We start from the raw sequence: 21,405 nt of genomic DNA, 5'->3' as shown, positions 1-21,405 counted from the left end.
GTCGGAGCACCCGCTCCGCCGACCCACCATGACACACGCAATCAGCTGGTTCGAGATTCCCGCCACCGACCTGGAGCGCGCCCGCGAGTTCTACACGACCGTCCTCGACCGCGGCCTCGTCGCCGCCGAGGACACCGACGAGCCGTACCTGCTGTTCGAGACGGGGGACGGCGAGGTCGGCGGCGGCCTGTTCGAGGCCGGCGAGCACGACTTCGACTCCGGCGAGACGATGCCGTTCCCGACCGGCGAGGCCGGCCCCACGGTCTACCTCACCGTCGACGACTCCATCGACGCAGCCCTCGACCGTGTCGAGACCGCGGGCGGTACCGTGCTGGTCGGAACGACGGCCATCACCGAGACGCTCCACTACGCGCTGATTCGGGACACCGAGGGCAACCGCGTCGGCCTGATGGCGATGGAGTGAGGCCGGTCCCGGTCCGGAGTACCGGAGCGGTCGACCCTCGTCGCCTCGCCACGGGCCGTCCGAGCGGGGCGAGCACGGTTCGCCGAGCGCGACCGTCGGGAGTGCTCAGAAGGACAGCGGTGTCGCCGCGGCCCAGCGCGGTTCGAACTCCTCGCGGATCTCGCCGGCGAACTCCCGGTCCTTGAGGTCGATCATCGCGAACGTGTCCTCGGCGTGGAGCGGGTGGGGGACCTCGATGCAGACCTCGCCACCGTCGACGACGGTGAAACTCCCCGTCACGTCGTCGCTGGTGCGACAGTCGAACAGGTCGTGAGGTGCGAGCGACTCGCGGTAGCGCCGACCCACGGACTCCGGGAGGTCGTCGACGAGTTGGGGGCGCATGAGCAGCGACACCTCGACGCCGCGGTCGAGCGCGCGTTCGAGTTCGCGCGCGACGCGCTCGCCGAGGTCGTCCATGTCGAAGCTCTGAGAGAACGTCGAGGCGACCATTGAGACGCGCTCGTCGGCGGCGGCGATGCGTTCGACCATCAGGTCGGTCGTCTCCGCCGGCCCGACGGCGGCCGTCCAGAAGCGCTCCTCGACGGTGTCGGTCGTGTCGAGGCTGCCGACGAGTTCGTCGACGATGCCCTCGTACTGCCGTTCCTTCTCGTTGAGTTCGCGTTTCTTGTCCTCGAGCAGGCGGTCGAGTGCGGTGTCGGGTTCGACGGCGACGTACTTCTTCGGCCGCGAGGCACTCTGAGAGCGGACGAGGTTGTACTGCTCGATGCTGTTGAGTACGTCGTAGATGCGCCCCATCGGCACGTCACTGACCTGTGACAACTCCTTGGCGGTTGTCGGGCCCGTCGTCAGCAGCGCGCGATAGGCTCGTGCCTCGTACTCCGAGAGGCCGAGGTCGCGGAGGCTAGCCATTACCGTTCGCTGGGACCGGGAAACCAAAAACGATTCGGGAGTTTAGTTCAGCTCCGAGACACGCCGCTGGAGCTCCTCGGGCGTGCGTGCCGTCGCGCTCTCGGCCCCGAGCGTCACGCGAGCGACGGTCTCGGAGCCGCTCGATTCGACCGCTTCGGGGAGGTCGGCGTCGGGGACCACGACCTTCTCGTGGTCCGCGATTCGGAGCGCCGCGCGGTGGAGGTCGCTGCCGGCCACCCCCGACACCTCGACGGTCAGCGGCCGGTCGACGAGACGTGCGGTGGCGCTCGCGTAGCTCGCGACGTCGACGCCCATGCGGTCGCGTGCGTCGGCGAACGCCGCGAGGCTCTCGCGGGCGACGTCGCGGTAGCGCTCCTCGCCGGACAGCACCGACAGGTCGGTGAGCGCCTCGGCGAGTTCGACGGTCGTGTCGATGGGCCGGAGCGGGCGGTCGAGCAGGCCGAGCGCGTCGTCTTCTGGCGGGCGGTCGAGCACCGTCCCGTCGACGAACAACGTCTCGACGGTCCGGTCGGCGACGCGGGTCGCGGCCGTCCGGTACCGGTCGTCGCCGAGCACCTGCGTGGCGGTCGTGAGCGCCCGGAGCAGTCGGGCCTGGTCGCCGAGCAGTCCCGTCGGACCGCCCTCGAAGTGCGCGACCGTGCCGTCGGCTTCGACTCTGCCGAGGAGCGTGTCGAGCGCCGCCGTCGCGTACGTGCGAGCGGTCTCGTCGTCGGTGTAGGCGTGGTAGGTGAGCAGGGCGTCGACGGCGAGGCCGTTGCGGTCGGCGAACACCGTCTCGTCGACGTGGGGGGCCGCCCCGCGCTCCTCGAGCGGGTGCTCGAAGTACGCCTCCTCGCCGGCCTGACTCCCCGCGAACGCGCCCGTGGGGGCGTCGTCCGCGTCGGCTCTCTCTTCCGGGTCCGTCGCCCCGTCGTCGGCGTCGACCCACAGCGTCGTCGTGAGGAAGTCGATGGCGTCGTCGGCGACGTCGCGGTAGCGCTCCTCGCCGGTGTGGAGGTAGGCGTTGGCGAACGCCCGGACGAGCGCTGCGTTCTCGTCGAGCAGTCGTTCGTGGTGAGGGTCGGCCCAGTTGCGGGTCGTCGCGTAGCGGTAGAACCCGCCGTCGGGGTCCGCGAGGTGCGTGGCGACGGCGTCGAGCGTTCGGAGCGCCCGCGACCGGTCGCGTTTCAACGCGAACTCGACGGTCCGGGGCAGCGGGAACTTCGCGTCGGTGCCCCACCCGGCGTGCTCCTCGTCGAACGCGACCTCCAACTGGCCGGCCATGTGCGCCTCGACGCGCGAGTCGAGGTCGCCGCGCGGGGGGTCGGGGTCCCGGAGCGCCCGCGGGATGCGTCCGGCGTCGGTCCCGCGGTCGTCGTACGCCTCCCGGACGCGCTCGACGACCGAGCGCAGCGCCTCGGGGTCGAGGTACGTCGCGCCGCTGATGAGGCGGCCGTCCGGCGTCAGGAACACCGTGGAGGGGAACCCACCCATCTGGTAGCGTTCGCGGACCGCCGGCAGACGGTCGGCGTCGACGCGGACGGGGACGAACCCCTCGCGGACGTTCGCGGCGATCATGGGACTGCCGAACCCCTCCCGCTCCATCTGCGCACACCAGGTACACCACGGCGCGGTCAGGAACACCAACAGCGGCGCGTCGCGTTCTTCGGCCTCCGCGAACGCCTCGGGTCCCCACTCGCGCCACTCCACGAGCGACTCGTCGGTCATGGTCGGAGTCGGGCGTCGGCCGTCGAAAGGGTTCTGACTCGGCGTCGACGCTCCGTCGCCGTGCGAACGACGGTCGGTGTCGTTCGCCCACCGGATGCAGTCGTTCACTGCTGGGAGGCCGGAACACGTTTGGGCCCGGGCGGACTAGCGTGAGGCATGGGAATGCTGCGTATCGTCGGGTTGCTGTTGCTCATTCCGCTGTTCGACGTGCTGGTGTTGCTCGTCGGCGTGTTGCCGAACCTCGGCCTGCCGGCGACCGTCGCGCTCGTCGTGCTGACGGGTCTCGTCGGTCTCCTGCTCGTCCGCGCTGAGGGCCGACACACCGCCCGGCGTATCCAGCGCAAACTCGCTCGCGGGTCGCTGCCCGAGGACGAACTCATCGACGGCGCGTTGCTCGTCGCCGCCGGCGCGTTCCTGCTCACGCCGGGGCTGGTGACCGACCTCCTCGGATTCGTCCTCGTGTTGCCGCCGACGCGCTACCCCGTCCGCGTCGCCGTCCGGCGGTGGGTCGTCCGCCCCTACGTCGACGCGAAGACCGGTGGGTTCGCCACCGGCCAGGTGTACACGCGGGGGTTCCCCGACGAGGACCCCTACGACCTCGACGACGACGAGTACGAGATGGGTCGAGGGAGCAGAAGCGACAACTGAACCACGGTACCGAACGGCAGTCGGCGCTGCCGAAGCGACACGCTTAATTGTATCTCACCGGTACTCGAAGATGCGCCCGAATGGGTCGATAGCTCAGTTAGGTTGAGCGCTCGGCTGATAACCGGGAGGTCCGCGGTTCAAATCCGTGTCGACCCATCCGGTCACCACTCGTTCGGTGTCCGACTGCGACGTGGGCGCTGACCTCCCCAGCCAACCAATCTCGGACGAACTACACACCGGAGAGCGACCGCGCCGTTCCCACGACGACCGGACCCGTCTCACGGTGTCGTCCCGTCCGGACCCCGTTAACTACTTAACCACAACACATAACAGCTCGGTGACCGATTCTCCACTGCCGTCGCGACTGTCAGAGGCGCGTCCACCGGTCCTCGCTTCTCGCCCGCACTCCACTCGGCGCGCGGTTCGTCCCCTCGGGACGTGGTTCGTCACCGTCTCACCACCGAGCGGTCGCCGCGTGCGCCTCACGAGAGAGCGGGTCGTCCTTAGGTGACGACTCTCGGGTCGGACTCCGGCCCGCGCCGTCGGCCGGATTCGGGCCGGTAATCCGGCGACCTGCCTCCTCGAATCGACGGACGGCGGTCGACTCAATCGGTCGCCGATAGGTGCCACTAGCCTTATGCACGTCGACCTCTCAGTAAGATTACACGCTCGGCTCCAGCGTCCGACCACAGGTGGGTGGTTCCGATGTGGGGATGCGGAATCGTTCGTCCCTCGGTTTCGAGGGGCTGGTGGTCCGTCTGGAGCCGTGCGTGTCTCGAATCTCGACGGGTACGTACTTAGATAGTGTCCGATTTTCGCGTGAGTGTTCTGACGCGGTGGACGATGGCGACGTTTATGCTCCGCCTATGTTCCGGGGCCACCGGGTCGCGCTCGGCGGCTCACCGACCCGCAGCGACCTGGCCCCGAAGACGAGTATAAGGGTGACCGAAACGGTTCGGGAGTCCGACGGAAATCGACAGCGGGCGGCCCCGTCCCGACACGCGAGTCGAGTAGTGGCCGGGAGGTGACTGTCTGACGCTTAACGACCTGCGTCGCGGCGCGTCGTCCTCGTCGGGCGGCACTCACGAGGTACACTACGTACCACGGCCGTCGCGCACGCGGGCCGTGGAGGTCGCTCACACTCCACGGTGTCTCCAGTGGACGGGCGACGTCCCCTGCTGGTCGCCGACTACGCCGACCACCTCGCACCGACGTCGACCGACTGTTCGACTCCCGAGCCCACCCGTTCACTCGGGAGTGACCCTCTCGTCGCGCGGTCCGTCCGGACGTTCCAGACGAAACGGAGGGGTTGTGAACAACCGTTACATAGCGCTCCCGAGAGCTCCGGTCACGCGCGGCGACCTGCTCGGTACGACCGATTACCCGGGGGCCGTTCTAACCGAAAACAGCCGTGTGTGACCCTGCCAGCCATAGCTTCCGGCCGCAGGCTCCGGGAACGAAGAGGATATCCGTCGGTCGTCGCCTACGGTGAGTATCTCCGTGCCCTCCCTCCCGAACCCGATTCGTCTCCTCGTCGCCGCCGTCGGTCTCCTCCTCGTCCGGTTCGGCGTCCTCGACCGCGAGCGCGCACGCCGCACGACCGACCTCGCGTGGCCCCGCATCGTCACGGGCATCGCGCGGATGTCGAAGAACGCCGTCGACGTCGCGATGGTCGGTATCGCCCTCGGCGGGGCCGCCATCGGCGGAGTGGGTCTCGCCGGTCCCTACTGGGGACTGGCGTTCTCGGTCGGCGGCGGAATCGCGGCGGGCACCATCGCGCTGGTCTCCCAGCGCTTCGGCGGCGACTCGCTCGACGGTGTCGGCCAGGCGGTCCGCTCCAGCGCCGCGGTGGTCGTGCTCCTGACGCTCCCGCTGGTCGTCGTCTTCTGGACGTTCGCACCCGACCTCGTCGGCCTGCTGAGCAGCGAGGCACCGGTCGTCGCCTACGGGGCGGACTACCTCCGGGTCGTCTCGCTCGGCGTCCCGTTCGCCGCGCTCAACCTCATCGGCTCCCGGGTGTTCATCGGCGTCGACGACGCCTGGACGCCGATGGTGCTCCGGGCGGGCGGGGCACTCTCGAACATCGCCATCAACGCCGTCCTCATCTTCGGGTTCGACCTCGGCGTCGTGGGGGCCGCCCTCGGCACCGTCCTCTCGAACGCGCTCGTGACCGCGGTGTTCGCGGGCACACTCGCCAACGGCCGCCTCCCCGGCGTCGGGGAGTTCCCCGTGCAGGTCGACCCGTTCGGCACCTACCTCGACCGCGACGTCGTCGGGCAGTTGGTCAGCATCGGTCTGCCCGTCATCGGGCGCAACGGCGTCTGGACGGTCGCGGAGTTCCCGATGCTCGCCATCGCGGGCCTGTTCGGTCCGGGCGTCCTCCCGGCGTTCGTCATCGCACGCCGCATCTGGGGTATCATGAACACGCCCGGGTGGGGGTTCGGCCTCGCCGCCAGCAGTCTCGTCGGCCAGGAACTCGGCCGGGGCGACGAGGACAGCGCCGAGTCGTACGCCCGTGAGATAATCCGGTTCGCGGTCGCGGTGTACGTCCTCTCGGGAGCCATCGTGTTCGTGCTCGCCGACCCCGTCGTCCTCGCGTTCGTCGACGACCCGACCGCGCCGTCGGTGCCCGTCGCCACCGACCTCGTCCGGGTGGCGTGTCTCGCTATCGTCTTCCAGGGCATCTCGGGCGGGGCTGCGGGGCCGCTCGACGCCAGCGGCGACACCCGCTGGCCGTTCGCCAGCCAGTTCGTCGGGATGTTCTGTTGTTCCATCCCGGTGGCGTACCTCGGGGCGACCACCTCGCTCGGTATCGCCGGGTTGTACCTCGCGTTCGTCGCCGAGACGGCCATCCCGGCCGCGCTCAACTACTACCGGATGCGCTCGAACGTCTGGAAGCGCGTCAGTCGGGGCTACCGGCCGGGAGCGACCCCCGCCGACGACTGAGCGGGGCGACGAGGCGGGGCCGACACGTTCGACTCACCCCGTGAGGCGGTACGTCCGCGCACGGTTCTCGCCCTCCGCGACGACGAGGTCGTACTGGACGAGCTTCGAGAGGTAGTTCCGCACCGTCCGTTTCGTCCGAGGGTCGTCGACCGCCTCGCGGTACCGCTCGTACAGTTCGCCGGCGTGCTGACGGCCGTGCTCGTCGAGCAGGTCGTACAGCACGCGCTGGTGTGGCGTGAGGTTCTCGACGGTCGTCTGGCGGATCTCGCGACGGGCGTCGGGGATGGCCCCCGTTACGGTGCTGGGGTCGACGCTGTCGTGGCCCGCCCGTGCCGCGTCGCGGGCGGCGTTCCGGAGGATACCCAGCGCGACCCGGGCGTCGCCGGCCGCCGCGTCCGCGATGCGTCGTAACAGCGCGTCCGACACCGCCCCCGGTTCGAGGCCCCAGTCGACCCGGTCGCGCATGATGGCGACCAGTTCGGCCTCGGTGTAGTGGTCGAAGCGGATGCGCCGGGCGCTCTGGAGACGGCTCGCGACCCGGTCGTCGAGGTCGACGAACAGCTCCTCCTCGCGGTTGGCGATGAGTATCATCGACAGCTTCGGGACGCGATACAGGTCGTACAGCACCGCCGAGTCCTGGAGCTGGTCGACCTCGTCGAGGACGACGACGTACGGGGGGCCGTCGTACTCGCGCACCCGTCTGAGCAGTTCGTCGTGAGGGGTCGACCCGCGGTGGACGTCGACGGTGCCGTCGAGGCCCTCGAGGATGCGATACAGTGCTCGGAACCGCGAGTAGTTCTGCCAGCAGTTGACGTACTGGTGTTCGATGTCGACGACGGCCTCCCGCAGCTGTTCGACGGTGTACTGCGCGATACAGGTCTTGCCGACGCCGGAGGGGCCGAACAGGAACGTCGTATCCCCGCGTTCGCCGTCGACGATGGGGTCGAGCGCGTGGGTCAACTGGTTGACCTCGGCGTCGCGATGCTGGACCTCACGCGGGACGAACTCCGGTTGCAGGACCCGGGCATCGCGTATCATACCCGATTGGTTTCCCCGGCAGGAGCTTAAACGAAATGGGGTCGTTTCCGATTCTTCCGATTCTTCCGGCCCGCCGCCTATCTGTTTTGGTGGCGGAGCCAACAGCGCCCCCGGCGTCCGATTCGTACGGGTCGGCGTCCGACCACTCGACGAGGGTGTGCGGCTCGCAGTGACGGTGGTGGCCCGTGTGGTATCGCACCCGAACGCCGGGGAGCCTCCGAATCCATGTCCGCTCCCTGCTCCTCTCCGACTCGACGCCCGCCGAGCGACCGCTCACCCACGCGGTGGAACCACCTCGACCTCGTGGCCGGCGGCGTCGGCGTGGACCGCCGCGAGCCGCTCCGCCAGGTCCGCTTCGGCGGCGCGCCCGCGAAACTCGCACTGGGCACAGACGAGACGCCACCAGTCGTCGTTCATGAATGTTATTGACTACCGCCCACCATGGTTCTTCCCTCCGCACTCGTTCTCCGCTTCCATACCTTCTTTAGTCAAGCGGCGTGGAGGGAGGAGATATGGAGGGGGAACCGAGCGCGTGGGACACACCGGACGAGGACCGACGAGAACTGCGACATCGCGCGACGGTCGACCCCGACCGCGGCCCGTCGCTGCTCCGGGTCGTCAGCGAGGGCCTCGCGGAGCTACTGGACACCGACCCGGAGTCCCTCGAACCGCCGCTGGCGACCGTCGCGGCGTGGGACGCACTCGAACGACTCCTCGACCGACAGCCCGACGACAGCGCGCCGGTCCACTACGTCGAGTTCGTCTACGAGGGGTACGTCGTCGCCGTCCACGGTGACGGTCGCGTCCGTATCTACGCCGTCGAGGAGTGAGCGACGCGTCACGACCGGCGAGGGCCCGTCACACCGACAGGCACAACTCGACGGTGGTCGAACCGCACGCTGGCCGATGACGACGCACTCCCACCGAACCGGAGTAGGCTCCCGGTGGTGACGACCTCTATGAGTGCCGAGGCCGTCTCCGACTCTACGCCGAGCGGACACCCCCCGACCGCCGACTCACCCCTGGTCGGAACGTTCACCGTCATCGAGACACGTCGCACACGTCGGGAGTGACCGCGCCAGCGCGAGCAGGTCGTCGACGGCGCTCTCGCCGACCGGGAGCGTCGGGAGGCCCGGTCGACGGAATCGGGTCACGCCGTGGCGCTCGCAGTCGTCGAACCCCAGACGGAGCCGTGGCTCCCGGCCACGGACGGAGGGGTAGGGGCGGCCACAGCGGTTCCGGTCGAAGTCGAACTGCTCGCGTCTCAGCGGGCCGTCGGCCCACGCGTAGCCGCTGACCATCGGGCTGACGACCGCCACCGCCCCGTCGTCGCGGATGGTGCCGTGGTCGTGGCGTAGCCCGAGAGCGTGCCCACACTCGTGGACGAGAATCTGGATGGTCCGGAAGGTGAACCGGTCGGGGACGACGTCCTCGACGTCCGTGGCCGGTGGGGCACGGGCGACGTGGCGTGCACCGCCGACGGCGGCGACGTAGGGGATGCCCGCACCGGTCGGTGACCGGCGCATCGAACTGTCGGTGACGAGGAGGTTGACGTCGGTAGCGGGGTCGACCGTCCCTCCGACGCCGCCGGTGAGGAGCCGTCGCGGCCACGCACCGTCGGCGACGAGTCGGTGAGCGTTCTCGGTCGGGACCGAGACGACCCCACCGTGGCTGACGTCGACTGAGAGGGCGAGGCCGTCGAGGCCGCGTTCGAGGTAGCCGGTGACGCGCTCGCGCAACGCCTCGTACTGGGCCGCACGCGGTGTCGCCCACCACCGGACCTCCAGTTCACCGACGAGGGTGGTGACGACACCGACCGCGCCGAGGGTCCCCACCACGCCGCCGCCGAGGAGGAACTCACGTCGTCGCATCACGCAGCGCTCGGCGACCGCGACAGCGACGGCCGTCGACCTGCGTCCACCTCCCCGGTCGGGCCATACTCGCGATGTGTCCGGCGCTGACTTGTCTGTACTGGCCGACAGTCGTCTCGGAGAGAGGGTGTCGCGTCCGGCGCCGCCGCCGACGGGGTCCGCGGACCTCGTGCTCGCGGCTCTCGCGGCGGTCACGCCGCCGGCGCTCGAATCGCCACCGGCGTCGGTGGTCGACCGTCTCGACGTTCACGTCGGTGGGCGTGCCCGCCTCGTCGCGTTCGAGGGTCGTCACTCCACGGTGCGGTGACGACGGGCGGGGAGAACCGGTCTACTCGATGTGGCCTTCGCGGCGGAGCTGTTCGGCGTCCTGCTCGGTGTAGCGCCACTCGACATTGGCTTTCTCGTCCTGCCAGGACCACGGTTCGACGAGGACGACGTCGCCCTCGTTGATCCAGGTCCGGTACTTCATTCGACCGGGGATGCGGCCCATTCGGTTCTTGCCGTCCGAACAGCGCACGCGGACGTGGTTCCCACCGTTGTGCTCTGTCACGACCGCGAACAGTTCGTCGTCGTTGGGCATCCGGAGGTTCCGGCGGCCCGATTCGCCACTCATACTAACGAGTTCGTGGGGACACGGTAAAGTCATCCGATATACGCGATAGCGTGGCACACGTGGTCCACCCCGCTCCACCACGCGCGTCGTCCCGTCCGTGGCACCTCCGGAGGCCTGCTAAACCGGCCCACTCGCCCCCGAGCGGGCTGTACGGTCGGCGTTCGGCGACCGCACTCACTCCGCGTCGTCCGGCGTGACGTCGACGACGGTCGGGTCGTCGGTACCGCCGTCCGCCGGGACCGCGCTCTCGTCGGCCGACTCCTCGGCCATCGCTTCGAGGGAGGCGAGTATCGTCTCGGGGTCGACCTGCTCGACGAGGTACTCGACGAGTGACGCGCCGGCGCGGCCGGCGACCTCTCGGCCGACCAGTCCGGTGACGCCGCTGCCGACCACGCGGTCGGCGAGACGCCGGGCGACGACCCGGCCGACGGGGCCACCGAGCGTGCGCCTGAGCTGCGTCTGGTCGACCGCCTCCGCGTAGGCCGCCCCGTTCTGGAGCGCCTCGAAGTCGACGGCGTCGACGAGTTCACGGGCGACGTCGACGAGCACCAGCGCGTCCAGTCCGTCGTCGATACTGTCGAGGGTGTCGTCCTCTGGTCGGTCGCTCATCGTTCATCCGCCTCGCTGGTCGGTCGGTTCACACCCGAGACGACTGCCGCCCGACGGATGGGGCCGTGGCTTGCACGGGCGTCCCCACCACGACGGGTGGGTCGCTCACTCCGAGATCGCGACGCCGCCTTTCATCCCGACCGAGAGGTGTGGCTCGCAGTGGTACAGCGCGACCCCGACGTCGTCGAACGTCTCCCGGAACTCGGTCCCCGCCTCCGCGATGGGTTCGCCCGAACTGAACTCGTAGTCGGACTCCCCGATCTGTTCGTCCGGTTCGGCCTCGACGTTGTGCGCGCCGCCCTCGCCGGTCCACGTCCAGACGACGGTCGTCCCCGGCGAGACGACGACCGCCGAGGGGGCGAACGCGAAGAACTCGCCGTTGCCCGCCGCGCCGACCTCGACGGTCACCTCCGTCGAGCCGCGCATGTCGAGGAGCGTCCCGTCGTACGTCTCGTCGGCCGCGCCGACGCTCGTCTCGGTCAGCCACTCGTCGACGGCCGGGTACTCACTGCCCGGGAGCGTCTCACCCCCCGCCGTCCCGCCCGCGGTGTCGGTACCCGTCGTCTCGTTGCCAGTCGTCTCCTCTCCCGTGGTCTCGTTCCCCGTGGTCTCGTCTCCGGTCGTGGGCTCCCCGACGGTCCCGTTGCCTGTCGTTCCGTTCTCCCCGTCGGTCGTGTTGTTCGCGCTCGGTCCGGCACACCCCGCGAGCCCCACCACCACGACCGTCCCCATGCCGCCGAGGAACCGACGGCGTGACACGTCTCCGTGCATAGTAATGTGTCGGAAGCGCAAGGACATGAAGGCGTCGGAGACTGTGTCCGTCCGAGAGGAGAGACCGACCCGCTGGACACTCACCGGTCGTGGACGGTACGAGGAGAGAACGGCGGCCGAACCGGGTGTACGTCGTGACTACAGCGACTCGGTCTCGTCGACGGAGTCGGCTATCTCTTCGAGGTTCCGCTCCTCGTTGTACTCGGCGTAGCTGTCGGCGTCGCTCCGACCGGTGAGTTCGCCGTACAGCGCCTCTCGGACCTCTTCGGGCGTGTCGTACTCCTCGCGCTGGCTCATGCGGTCGAAGACGCTGCCGAGCGACTCCGTCTCGTTGGGCATGTCGAGTGGCTGGTTGGCGTACTGCTGGGCCAACTCCTCGTTGCGGACGGGGTACTCCGCGTCCCCGAGGTCGCGTTCGACCTCGTCGAGGATGCGTTCGACGCTCTCGGCGCGTTCGTGTTTGCGCTCTGCGGCACGGTCCTGGGCGTCGTCTCGGGCCATGCCACGAAGTACGCTCGGCCGGCCCAAAGGCGTGTGGCCTGCGGAAGCGAGCGCGGTCGACGGGACAGAGGACGGTGCGGTGGGTGATAGCCGGGTCGCTCAGTTCGTCGAGAGGATCTCGACGACGTCGCGGTGTTCGAGGGGGTGGTCCGACCCGATCTGGCGCTTCGAACGACAGTCGACGCCGTGGAGCAGGCCGTCGCCGATGTCGGAGTGCAGGAAGTACGCGAAGTCCTCGGTCGTCGCGTCGGGCGGGAGCAGGAAGCAGTCACGGAGCACCTTCCCCTCGTCGGTGACGACGCCGTTGGAACTCCCCGGGAAGATGGCTTTTACACCCAACTCCTCGAACAGGGCGGCTTCGAGGGCGGACTGGACGCCGGTCTGGCCGAACGCGTGGAGGAAGTCCCGGATCTGTTCGAGCCCCTGTTTCTGCTCCATCGAGAGGTCCGCGAGGATGTCGAACTCGCCCTCGCCGGGCGTGTAGTCGACGACGCCCTTCTCGTCGGCGCTCTTCAGCGCTTTCTCCGCGTGGGCGCTCGCGGGCGTGAACGTGAGGTGCTCGTAGTCGGGGTCGGCCGTTATCTCCTCGTAGTTCGCCTGTGCCTCGGGGGTGTCCATCTTGTTCGCGGCGATGACCATCGGCTTCGTTCGGATGCGCATCTCGCGGGCGAGTTCGAGGCGGTCGGCGGCGTCCCACTCGTCGGGGTCGAGGTCGAGACCGAGCGCGAGGACGACCTGTTTCACCTGGTCCTTGTTCGTCCCGAACGCGTTCATCTGGTCGGCGACGTACTCCTCGATGGCCGGTTCGGTGCCCGCGTAGGCGTTCTCGTACTTGTCGACGGCCTTCTCCAGGATGCCGAGGTACCACTGGTCGAGTTCCTCTTCGAGGAACGCGATGTCCTCGCGGGGGTCGTGGCCCTCGGTCGGTTCGCCCTCGATGTCGGTCTTCCCGGAGAAGTCGACGACGTGGACGAGCACGTCGGCCTCGTTGAGGTCCGAGAGGAACTGGTTGCCCAGGCCCTTCCCCTCGTGTGCGCCCGGAATCAACCCCGCCACGTCGACGAGTTTGACGGGGACGAACCGCGTGCCGTCCGCGCAGTAGCCCGTCTCGGGCGTGCAGGTCTCCCCGAAGTCGGGGGCCGCACAGTCGACGCGGACGTACGCCTCGCCGACGCTCGGGTCGATGGTCGTGAACGGGTAGGCACCCTCGGGCACGTCGTTCATCGTCGCGGCGTTGAAGAAGGAGGACTTGCCGACCGACGGCTTGCCGACGAGACCGATTTTGTAACTCATTGGGCGGGTTCGGCGAGCGGGCCGCTAAGGCGTTGCGACTCCGAACCGCTTCGCGCCGTGTGAACGCGTTTCGTGGACGGGACTGCGTTCGGAGCGAGCGTGACCGAACGGTCGACTCGAGTTCTCACCCTGTCCTCGGACTCTTCGCGCGGGCGCTCGGAGCGGTGGTATGGACGTTCGACACATCGACCACGTCAACCTCCGCATCCCGGCCGACGGCGTCGAGGAGGCGCTGGCGTTCTACGTCGACCGACTCGGGTTCGACGCCGACCGGATGGACGCGTTCGAGGCCGGTGAGAAGCCGTTCTTCTCGATTCGCCTCGCACCCGAACACGTCGTCCACCTCTGGCCGAGCGAGGAGTTCGAACCGCCGACCGGGACGAGCTACGACCACCTCGCGCTGGTCGTCGACCACGACGTCGAGACGGTGAGAGCACGCCTCGACGAGGCGGGCGTCGTCGTCGAGCGGGAACTCGACGCGCCGACGGGGGCGACCGGGACCGCACCCGCGGTCTACGCCCGCGACCCGTTCGGGTACCGGGTCGAACTGAAGGCCCCGACCGACCCCGACGACGTCTGATACCGTCTCACACTAGCTGGTCGAAATCTATATAGTGCGGATGATTTCGGGTAGTTCGAGACGAAAATCATCCTATCTGTCGGTATTCATCACGGTCGTTGTTGAGACAGACGGGTTGTCATGGCAACTCTTACAGGGTGTTTCGAGGCGTGATACTACAAAATCCTTCGCGACGTGTGCTAACCATTCTCAATTCGTATCACCGATACAGAATGTTTTTTATACCCTCGGCGTATTCTACAGAGTGTAGACGGGACGCCCCCTCCGGGCGGCCCGACGAACCGCTCGCAAACCACATCCAATCCAACACAATGTCACGACATCTCCGCTCTGACGGCTGGACTGACCCCCGAACGCCGTGTGACGCACGGTCGCTCGTGGCGACGCTCGCGCTCGCCACGCTCGTCCCCATCGCGATCTTCGCGGTGGAGTTCCCCGCGACCGCCGCGCTGGTCGGTGCGACGCTCGTCGCACTCGGCCTCTCCGCACGGTACGTCGTCCCGGCCGCCGCCCGCCGGATGCACGGCCGCACGGCCGCCATCCGCGTCCCTGGTCTCGACACGCAGATCGAGGTCAGCCTCGCGGCGCGCCCGAACCGATAACACCGCCGACCGCGTCCGCCGCGCTCGAACGAGCCGGCCGACACCGACGCACCGAACGAATCGGACGCTGCGGTCGACGGTTCGTCGTGAGCGGCGTCGTGACAAACACACTCTAGCACACCACTGGAGACCACCGCTACTGTCATTTCATCGGGGCTCGCGGTCCCCACGCTTTCACCCCCCGAGAGCGCCAGCGACGCGATGCGACGCGACTCGTCCGCGTCAGCGCGCCAGCAGTCGCTCGGCCAGTGCCAGTCCGACGCGCGCGGCGTTCTCCGCGGCCGCGTGGTTGGCGTGCTCGCCAGTTTCGAGGTCCAGGTTCTCGCGTGCGCTGCTCGTCGCCGGCGGTCGGTCGTAGTTCGCGAGGCCACGCACGACGACGTACCGGTCGAGCGCGTCGAATCGGTCGAGCGCCACGACGGCCCCGGCGGCCTCCATCTCGGTGACGCGGTACGGGTCCGCGTCGTAGGCGTCGACCAGCCACTCGGCCTGCTCGGCGAGCGAGGCGCCGTGCCAGAACTCGTCGCCCGAGACGACCGTCCCCCGCGTGACCTGCGGCGGGTCCGTGACGGTCCGGAGGTCGACGCCCTCGGCGGCGTCGACAGCGAGGTCCGCGAGCGTGGGGTCGAGGTCGTAGACGTAGTCGCGTTCGCGCCAGTACAGCAGGTCGACGGGGTCGTCGTCGTCGACGCGGTGTTTCTTGTCCCAGTCGACGACGCAGTCGCCCACACAGACCGACCCGAACGGTCCCGTCTCGGGGGGTCCACCGGCGATGCCAACGGTCGAGAAGTACGCCTCCGAGCAGTCGACGCGTGAGGAGGCGAACAGCGCGGCGAGCGTCGTCGCGGCGTCGGCCTTCCCGATACCGGTGGGGACGACGCCGACGCCGTCGTCGGTGACGCGAAGCGGGTCGCGCAGGCCCGGAAGCGACAGTTCGGTCGCGAAATCGAAGCGCTCGAGCCACGGGCGAAGTTCGAGGCCGATTGCGGGACAGACGACGACGCGGAGCGAGTGGGTGGGCATACCCGTCGTCGCACGGCGACCGGGAAAACAGCTCCCGACCGCTCAGACGAGGTCGACGAGCGGGTCGAGCGTCTCGAACTCGTAAGTCGGTTCGACCGACAGCGAGTAGTCCGCGCGGTGCTCGCGGCGGAGGAACACGCTGTCGACGCCGGCGGCGTGGGCGGCCTCCACGTCGGTCTCGCTGTCGCCGACGTACAGTGCGTTCGTCGTCCCGACGTCCTCCAGTGCGCGTTCGACGAAGTGCGGGTGGGGTTTCTTCCGGCGGACGTCCTCGACGGTCGGTTGGCGACCGTAGTACGTCACGAAGTGCTCTCGCAGGTCGTAGTGGTCGAGGATGCGTTCGATGGTGGCGTGCTGGTTCGAACTGACGATGCCGAGCGGGACGTCGAGGTCACGGACCACGCTCGCGTCGTCGTACATCGGTTTGCGCCCCTCGACGACCTCGCGTTGCTGGACGGTCGTGTAGTTGGTGTCGCGTTCGTGCCAGAACGCCTCGGGGTCGAGGCCGTGGCGGGCACACATCGCTTCGAGACCGTCGACCGTGACGGAGGAGAGGACGGTCGCGAGGTCCTCGTCGCTGGGGTCGACGTCGAAGCTCGCGAACGTGTCGCGGGCCGCGCCGCGAAGCACGTCCCAGTCGGTTATCTCGACGAGCACCCCGTCGTTGTCGAAGACGACCGCTTCGTAGCTCACGCCCCGACGTTCGGTTCGACCCGCCTGAAGCTATCGGATGACGTTCGACTCCAGGTCCCGCGGGAAGTACGTCAGCATCTCGAAGCCGTCCTCGGTGACGACGACGGTGTCGGAGTGGCGATAGCCGGCGTCCTCGGTGTAGATGCCGGGTTCGATGGTGTAGATGTGACCGACCTCCATCCGGGCGTCTTCGGGGTCGTACTCGGTGTCGTCGCTCTCGCAGTGGGCCGTCCAGCCGCGGTCGATGTACGGCGGTTCGTGACCGTCCATCCCGATGTTGTGGCCGACGTGGTGCTGGGCCAGCGCCGAAACGCCCTGCTCCTCGAAGTAGTCCGAGACGGCGCGGTCGACGTCCGCAATCGGGACGTCCGGACCGAGCGCCTCGATGGCGATGCTCTGGGCTTCGAGCATCAGTTCGAAGTAGTGGACCTGCTCGTCGGTCGGTTCGCCGACGAACATCGTCCGTTCGAGTTCGGAGTGGTAGCCGTCGACGTTCGCCGACGCGCCCGTCACGAGCACGTCGCCCTCCCGGAGACGCTGGTTGGGCGTGTGGCCGTGGGGCAGTGCGGTCTCGTGGGCGCTGATGTAGCCGGCGTGGACCGGGCCGCTCCCCCGGACCCGTTCGACGTACCGGCCGCCGAGCGTGTCGAGCATCGCCCGCGAGGCGTCCGTCGACGCCTGCTGGCTCACCGTCGCGGGGTGGGCACCCGGTTCGGTCAGGTCCGCGAGGTAGCGATGGCCGAGGTTGGCCCACTTCGCGGACTCGCGGACGAGCGCGACCTCGGCGTCGGACTTCGCCCAGCGCATCCGGGGGACCCACGACTGACTCCGCACGTCGAGGAAGTCGCTCAACGGCGGGCCGGTGTAGCCCATCGTCCCCGGTGCGCCGTCGGCGTCCGCGAGCACCGACTCCGCACCCATCTCGCGACACATCGACGCGGCGGCCTCGACGGGTCGCCCACCGGGGTAGTCGAAGTAGTGGTGAATCGCGTCGATTCGGGGGTTACCCTGGACGCGTTCGACCTCTAGGCGCGGGACGGTCAGTTCGGCGCGCTCGGGCGTGACACAGAGGACGACCGGCCGCTCGGTCTGGATGTGGGCGAACCCGGTGAGGTACTCGATGCTCGTCGCGCCGAACCAGACGCCGGCGTCCGCGTCGCTGTCGGCGATGCGCTCGCGGACCGTCGCGAGTCGCTCGCCGTACTCCGTCTCGGGGAGCCGTGTTGCCATGTGTGAGCGACCGCCGCACCGGACAAAAGCGTTCGCCGCGCCCGGCGACTTCCGGAGTCGGCGGATGCTCGTTCGTGGGTGGTCACTCGCTCTCGGCGGTCGCCGACTCGACGCCGGCCGCCCGGTCGACGACCGTCCGCTCGGGAATCGGGTCGAACGGCCGCGCGCGAACCGAGAACAGCCGTTCGAGCCACGACAGTTCGCGGGGGTTCGCCTTCGGGACGACGTGGTAGTCGACGACGAACTCGCCGTCGGCCTCGTGGAGGTGGAAGTAGTTGAGCCGGAACGACGGTCGGTAGACACCTGGAAGGGGCGTGAACGGCGTCTCGACGCGCTGGAGTATCTTCAGCCACGTCCCGGTGTTGAGCACGTACCGGCCGTCGAGTTCGGTGAGCGAGGCGCGGTGGGTGTGGCCGTAGACGAACGCCACCACGTCGGGGTCGTCGGCGAACACCGCGCGGGCGGCGTCGAGGTACCGGTCGTCGGGGCCCTCGTCCTCGACGAGTTCCTCCTCCTCGTCGGGGACGACCCGGAACCGCCGGAGCGTCTTGCGGACGTCGCGGTAGTAGAAGTACAGCGGAATCGCGAACACCAGCGACAGCAACACGAACAGGATGTTGATGGCGATGATGGCGTTGACCGCCTCGCCGACGACGCCGAGCGGGGTGAGGTACGTCTCCAGTTCCAGCGCCCGGATGCCGGTGAGTTCGGCGAGGACGTCGGAGGCCAACACGAGGAGACTGACGTAGAAGGTCACGAGAAACGGGAGTGCGGCGTACCGGAGCCACGGGTTCATCTCGCGGTAGAAGTAGTTCGACGCCATCCACCGGGGAATCTCGGTCATCGGCTGGACCGACTGGATGTCCTTCAGCCAGTTGTACCGCCCGCGTTTCGACAGGCGGCCGGCGGTGCTCGTCACGTTGCGGTTGACGAAGTACCCCGGCGGGTTCGCGTACGGGTTCCCGAAGTCCGGGATGCGGTTGTTCGGGTCCTGTTGCATCCCGTGTTCGATCCAGATCTTCCGCCCGTCGAGGTGCCGGACGAGGTGGAGTTCCTGCTCGAGCGTGACGTTGTACTCGGCCAGGCGGTCGAGGTACTCGGGGTAGCACGCCAACTCGTAGTCGTGGTTACCCGGGATGAGCGTGATGCGGACGTGCTCTCCGGTCGCACGCAACTGCTCGAACAGGTCGGGGTACGTCTCGACGAGCACGTCGAACTTCGCGAGGCCGTCGACTTCGGTGAACTCCCAGAGGCCGAACGCGTCGCCGAGGACGACCAGTTCGGCGTCCTCCTCGCCGTCGGTGTACTCAGCTTCGAGGTCCCGCAGGAACTCGAGGAACTCGGCCTCGAACTCGCAGTGGCGCAACTGCTCGTCGCCGCCGATGTGGAGGTCGCTGACCAGGTAGTACTCGCTCGCCATCCGTCGGTTCGACCCGCTGTTGGCGCGCAGATGACATGAACCTCGCGTCGGCACGGTGAAGACGCGACGAACGGGGTTCGTCGCCGGTCAGTCCGAGGCGACGACCGTGTTCCGGAGCGTGCCGACGCCCTCGTACGTTATCTCGACCTCGTCGCCCGGTTCGAGGAGGCCGGGGTTGGCGGGGCTGCCGAACGCGACGACGTCGCCCGGTTTGAACGTGAACCGCTTCGAGAGGTACGCGACCAGTTCCCGGGGCGAGAAGAACATCTGTGCGGTCGTCGCGTCCTGGCGTTGCTCGCCCGCGACGTACGTCTCCATGCGGATGTCGTCGGGGTCGACGTCGGTCTCGACGTACGGTCCCAGCGGCGCGGAGCCGTCGAACGCCTTGCGCGCGGTCCGGCCCACCTGGTCGAGCGCGTCGAGGTCGTTCATCACGGTGTAGCCCCGGAGCACGTCGTCGACCTCGCTCTCGGTGATATCGTGGCACTCCTCGCCGACGACGGCGGCGAGTTCGCCCGCGTAGGTGAACTCCTCGGTGAAATCGGGGTACTCGATGTCCGCGCCCGGCGCGAGCACGGAGACCGGCGGTTTGATGAAGAAGTCCGGCTCCTCGGGCGTGTCGTAGCCCATCTGCTCGACGGTCGCCGCGAAGTTCCGGCCGACGCAGTAGAGCGCGGTCGGTTCACACGGTGCCAGCAGGTCGTACTCCGTCTCGTCGTACCGGTCGCCGTCGTCGGTCGTCACGGTGCCGTCCTCGTAGCGGCCGCTCCGGACGCCGTCTGCGGTCGCGATGCGTGCGAGTTTCACGTCCCCGCAGAGCCACGGCTCCGAGGTAGGTGTTGTGTCGCGGGACGGAGGGGTCGGGCGGCACGACCTCCCCGTCCGAACCGGGTTGCCCGCGGTTCAGTCCGCGAGGTTCCGCAGGTGGGCTTTCGTCCCGCCGTTCTCGTAGAGGGTGCGGTAGTTCGCTGCGATGATGCCCGCGGCGCGCTGCATGTACTTCGGCGTCGACCCGGCCATGTGTGGCGTGAGGAGGACGTTCGAGAGGTCCCACAGCGGGGAGTCGGCGGGCAGTGGTTCGGTCTCGAACACGTCCAGCGCCGCCCCGTCGATGACGCGGTACTGGAGCGCGCTCACGAGCGCGTCCTGGTCGACGACCGCGCCGCGCGCGACGTTGACGAGCACGCCGTCCTCACCGAGGAGCCGGAGCTCCTCGCGGCCGACCATCTCGCGGGTCTCGTCGGTGAGCGGGCAGGCCACGAGCAGGTAGTCCGACCGTGCACAGACCTCCTGGAGGCCGTCGGGGCCGAAACACTCGTCGACGACGCCGGCGTTCGTACTCGGGTCGCGTTTGACGCCGAGCAGGTTCATCTCGAAGGCGCTCGCGAGTTCGGCGACGCGGGTGCCGACCGCGCCGAGGCCGACGATACCGAGCGTCTTCTTCATCAGTTCACCCCCCGAGTAGCGCTCCCAGACGCCGCGCTGTTGGTGGTGCATCCCGGTGAGCAGGCCGCGCTCGAACGCCAACAGGTAGCCGACGACCTGCTCGGCCATCGGTTCGGCGTGGACGCCGGACATCGTGGTCAGGGCGACGTCGCGGTCGTCGAGCGCCTCGCGGGGGTAGCGGTCGACGCCGGCGGATAGCGCCTGTATCCACTCCAGGTCGGGGGCGTCGTCCAGCAGGTCGGCCGGGAATCGGGCGGCGACGACGGCTCTGGCGTCGCCGACCGACTCGCGGAACTCGGTCTCCGTTCGTGGGCAGTCGACCGTCACCGACGGGAGTTCGTCGGCCAGGGCCTCACGCAGGTCCGTCGCGGCGGACCGCGAGACGGTGTGCGTGAGTAGAAGGCGGTCCATAGCCCGGGATTGCCGGGGACCACCATCAATACTCGGGGTCCGCCAACGATTTGCTTGTACATCGCTGACATACACCATGGACAGTCGCCAGTATCCGTTCGGGGGGAAGACCCCCGACGTCAACGAGGAGGCGTACGTGAGCCGCGAGTCGACGCTCATCGGGGACGTTCACGTCGCCGCGAGCGCGAGCGTCTGGCCGGGGGTCGTCCTCCGTGGGGACGTGGGGCCGGTCGTGGTCGGTCGGGCCTCCCACGTCGGGGACAACGCGACGCTCCACGCCTCGACGCTCGGCGAGCGCGTGATGGTCGGCCACGGGGCCGTGCTCAACGAGGCGGCCGTCCACGACGGCGCGCTCGTCGGGTTCAACGCGACCGTCTCGGAGGCCACCGTCGGCGCGGACAGCATCGTCGCGATGGGGACCGTCGTCCTCCCGGGCACCGACATCCCACCGGAGTCGTTCGCGTTCGGGACGCCCGCGAGCTACGTCCCGCTCTCGGAGTCGGGTGTGAACCCGGAGGAGGTGTTCGACGACTACTCCTCGGGCGGGTACGCCGACCTCGCGGCCCGTCACGGCGAGTTGTTCGAGTGAGCGAAGCGAGGTCGAGCCAGCGACCCGCCGGTCCGCGCTGTTCGAGTGAGTGTCTCGGGG

At 68.7% G+C, this 21,405-nt stretch carries 24 protein-coding genes and 1 tRNA gene; 9 read left to right on the top strand and 16 right to left on the bottom strand.

Annotation, left to right across the window (positions count from 1 at the left end):
- Nucleotides 1-28: 28 nt before the first annotated feature.
- Nucleotides 29-424 carry a VOC family protein gene (locus tag M1L36_RS10255; protein WP_250873645.1) on the top strand — a complete coding sequence of 132 codons (396 nt, stop codon included), beginning with the start codon at nt 29-31 and terminating at the stop codon, nt 422-424.
- A 105-nt stretch (nt 425-529) separates the two neighbouring features.
- Here the strand turns inward: M1L36_RS10255 and M1L36_RS10250 are convergent, their stop codons facing one another.
- Together M1L36_RS10250 and M1L36_RS10245 are read right to left on the bottom strand one after the other, a co-directional pair.
- Entirely contained in the window at nt 530-1,333 is an 804-nt protein-coding gene (locus tag M1L36_RS10250; protein ID WP_250873644.1) for a TrmB family transcriptional regulator, read from the bottom strand.
- Nucleotides 1,334-1,375: 42 nt separating this feature from the next.
- Nucleotides 1,376-3,061 (bottom strand): DUF255 domain-containing protein, encoded by a 1,686-nt coding sequence (locus M1L36_RS10245; RefSeq protein WP_250873643.1) that lies wholly within the window; start codon nt 3,059-3,061, stop codon nt 1,376-1,378.
- Between the two features lie 162 nt (nt 3,062-3,223).
- On the opposite strand from M1L36_RS10245, the gene M1L36_RS10240 reads away from it, so the two are divergent.
- From M1L36_RS10240 to M1L36_RS10230, 3 genes are all read left to right on the top strand, one after another.
- Nucleotides 3,224-3,709 carry an FxsA family protein gene (locus M1L36_RS10240; protein WP_250874050.1) on the top strand — a complete coding sequence of 162 codons (486 nt, stop codon included), beginning with the start codon at nt 3,224-3,226 and terminating at the stop codon, nt 3,707-3,709.
- A gap of 82 nt (nt 3,710-3,791) precedes the next feature.
- Nucleotides 3,792-3,865 (top strand) — tRNA-Ile (locus M1L36_RS10235).
- A 1,344-nt stretch (nt 3,866-5,209) separates the two neighbouring features.
- Complete coding sequence (locus M1L36_RS10230) at nt 5,210-6,655, top strand: MATE family efflux transporter (protein WP_250874049.1); 1,446 nt, start codon at nt 5,210-5,212, stop codon at nt 6,653-6,655.
- Nucleotides 6,656-6,688: 33 nt separating this feature from the next.
- On the opposite strand, the gene M1L36_RS10225 is transcribed toward M1L36_RS10230, so the two are convergent.
- Both M1L36_RS10225 and M1L36_RS10220 read right to left on the bottom strand, forming a co-directional pair.
- Nucleotides 6,689-7,693 (bottom strand): Cdc6/Cdc18 family protein, encoded by a 1,005-nt coding sequence (locus M1L36_RS10225; protein ID WP_250873642.1) that lies wholly within the window; start codon nt 7,691-7,693, stop codon nt 6,689-6,691.
- Between the two features lie 273 nt (nt 7,694-7,966).
- A complete protein-coding gene (locus M1L36_RS10220) occupies nt 7,967-8,110 on the bottom strand; it encodes a hypothetical protein (RefSeq protein WP_250873641.1) in 144 nt (47 codons plus the stop codon).
- A 95-nt stretch (nt 8,111-8,205) separates the two neighbouring features.
- Here M1L36_RS10220 and M1L36_RS10215 point away from each other — a divergent pair, with 95 nt between their 5' ends.
- Nucleotides 8,206-8,523, top strand: a complete 318-nt coding sequence (locus M1L36_RS10215; protein WP_250873640.1) for a HalOD1 output domain-containing protein — start codon at nt 8,206-8,208, stop codon at nt 8,521-8,523.
- A 186-nt stretch (nt 8,524-8,709) separates the two neighbouring features.
- On the opposite strand, the gene M1L36_RS10210 is transcribed toward M1L36_RS10215, so the two are convergent.
- Nucleotides 8,710-9,564, bottom strand: a complete 855-nt coding sequence (locus M1L36_RS10210) for a hypothetical protein (RefSeq protein ID WP_250873639.1) — start codon at nt 9,562-9,564, stop codon at nt 8,710-8,712.
- 127 nt (nt 9,565-9,691) lie between these two features.
- On the opposite strand from M1L36_RS10210, the gene M1L36_RS10205 reads away from it, so the two are divergent.
- Nucleotides 9,692-9,871, top strand: a complete 180-nt coding sequence (locus M1L36_RS10205) for a hypothetical protein (protein ID WP_250873638.1) — start codon at nt 9,692-9,694, stop codon at nt 9,869-9,871.
- A gap of 21 nt (nt 9,872-9,892) precedes the next feature.
- Here the strand turns inward: M1L36_RS10205 and eif1A are convergent, their stop codons facing one another.
- From eif1A to M1L36_RS10180, 5 genes are all read right to left on the bottom strand, one after another.
- Nucleotides 9,893-10,177 (bottom strand): translation initiation factor eIF-1A, encoded by a 285-nt coding sequence (gene eif1A, locus M1L36_RS10200; protein ID WP_305794458.1) that lies wholly within the window; start codon nt 10,175-10,177, stop codon nt 9,893-9,895.
- A gap of 174 nt (nt 10,178-10,351) precedes the next feature.
- Nucleotides 10,352-10,786 (bottom strand): hypothetical protein, encoded by a 435-nt coding sequence (locus tag M1L36_RS10195; protein WP_250873637.1) that lies wholly within the window; start codon nt 10,784-10,786, stop codon nt 10,352-10,354.
- Nucleotides 10,787-10,891: 105 nt separating this feature from the next.
- The gene (locus M1L36_RS10190; protein ID WP_250873636.1) at nt 10,892-11,557 is read right to left on the bottom strand and encodes a halocyanin domain-containing protein; all 666 of its coding nucleotides are present in this window, start codon (nt 11,555-11,557) and stop codon (nt 10,892-10,894) included.
- A gap of 138 nt (nt 11,558-11,695) precedes the next feature.
- Complete coding sequence (locus M1L36_RS10185; protein WP_250873635.1) at nt 11,696-12,058, bottom strand: DUF5789 family protein; 363 nt, start codon at nt 12,056-12,058, stop codon at nt 11,696-11,698.
- A 99-nt stretch (nt 12,059-12,157) separates the two neighbouring features.
- Entirely contained in the window at nt 12,158-13,351 is a 1,194-nt protein-coding gene (locus M1L36_RS10180) for a redox-regulated ATPase YchF (protein ID WP_250873634.1), read from the bottom strand.
- 169 nt (nt 13,352-13,520) lie between these two features.
- Here M1L36_RS10180 and M1L36_RS10175 point away from each other — a divergent pair, with 169 nt between their 5' ends.
- Both M1L36_RS10175 and M1L36_RS10170 read left to right on the top strand, forming a co-directional pair.
- Nucleotides 13,521-13,931 (top strand): VOC family protein, encoded by a 411-nt coding sequence (locus tag M1L36_RS10175; protein WP_250873633.1) that lies wholly within the window; start codon nt 13,521-13,523, stop codon nt 13,929-13,931.
- 311 nt (nt 13,932-14,242) lie between these two features.
- A complete protein-coding gene (locus tag M1L36_RS10170) occupies nt 14,243-14,533 on the top strand; it encodes a hypothetical protein (protein ID WP_250873632.1) in 291 nt (96 codons plus the stop codon).
- Between the two features lie 222 nt (nt 14,534-14,755).
- Here the strand turns inward: M1L36_RS10170 and M1L36_RS10165 are convergent, their stop codons facing one another.
- The 6 genes from M1L36_RS10165 to M1L36_RS10140 all read right to left on the bottom strand — a co-directional run bounded on the left by M1L36_RS10165 (nt 14,756) and on the right by M1L36_RS10140 (nt 20,756).
- A complete protein-coding gene (locus tag M1L36_RS10165) occupies nt 14,756-15,556 on the bottom strand; it encodes a phosphorylase family protein (RefSeq protein ID WP_250873631.1) in 801 nt (266 codons plus the stop codon).
- Between the two features lie 42 nt (nt 15,557-15,598).
- Entirely contained in the window at nt 15,599-16,249 is a 651-nt protein-coding gene (locus tag M1L36_RS10160; protein ID WP_250873630.1) for an HAD family hydrolase, read from the bottom strand.
- A gap of 30 nt (nt 16,250-16,279) precedes the next feature.
- Nucleotides 16,280-17,479, bottom strand: a complete 1,200-nt coding sequence (locus M1L36_RS10155; protein ID WP_250873629.1) for a M24 family metallopeptidase — start codon at nt 17,477-17,479, stop codon at nt 16,280-16,282.
- A gap of 82 nt (nt 17,480-17,561) precedes the next feature.
- Nucleotides 17,562-18,899, bottom strand: a complete 1,338-nt coding sequence (locus M1L36_RS10150) for a metallophosphoesterase (protein WP_250873628.1) — start codon at nt 18,897-18,899, stop codon at nt 17,562-17,564.
- A gap of 87 nt (nt 18,900-18,986) precedes the next feature.
- Nucleotides 18,987-19,706 carry a fumarylacetoacetate hydrolase family protein gene (locus tag M1L36_RS10145; protein ID WP_250873627.1) on the bottom strand — a complete coding sequence of 240 codons (720 nt, stop codon included), beginning with the start codon at nt 19,704-19,706 and terminating at the stop codon, nt 18,987-18,989.
- A 96-nt stretch (nt 19,707-19,802) separates the two neighbouring features.
- Nucleotides 19,803-20,756 (bottom strand): D-2-hydroxyacid dehydrogenase, encoded by a 954-nt coding sequence (locus M1L36_RS10140; RefSeq protein ID WP_250873626.1) that lies wholly within the window; start codon nt 20,754-20,756, stop codon nt 19,803-19,805.
- Between the two features lie 76 nt (nt 20,757-20,832).
- On the opposite strand from M1L36_RS10140, the gene M1L36_RS10135 reads away from it, so the two are divergent.
- On the top strand, nt 20,833-21,345 hold the full coding sequence (locus M1L36_RS10135; protein ID WP_250873625.1) for a gamma carbonic anhydrase family protein: 513 nt from the start codon (nt 20,833-20,835) through the stop codon (nt 21,343-21,345).
- Nucleotides 21,346-21,405: the final 60 nt, after the last annotated feature.

It is taken from the genome of Halomarina rubra (assembly GCF_023699475.1).
Lineage (GTDB): Archaea > Halobacteriota > Halobacteria > Halobacteriales > Haloarculaceae > Halomarina > Halomarina rubra.
The sequence above is the reverse complement of the archived record's forward strand: the minus strand, read 5'-3'. Positions and strand labels throughout refer to the sequence as shown.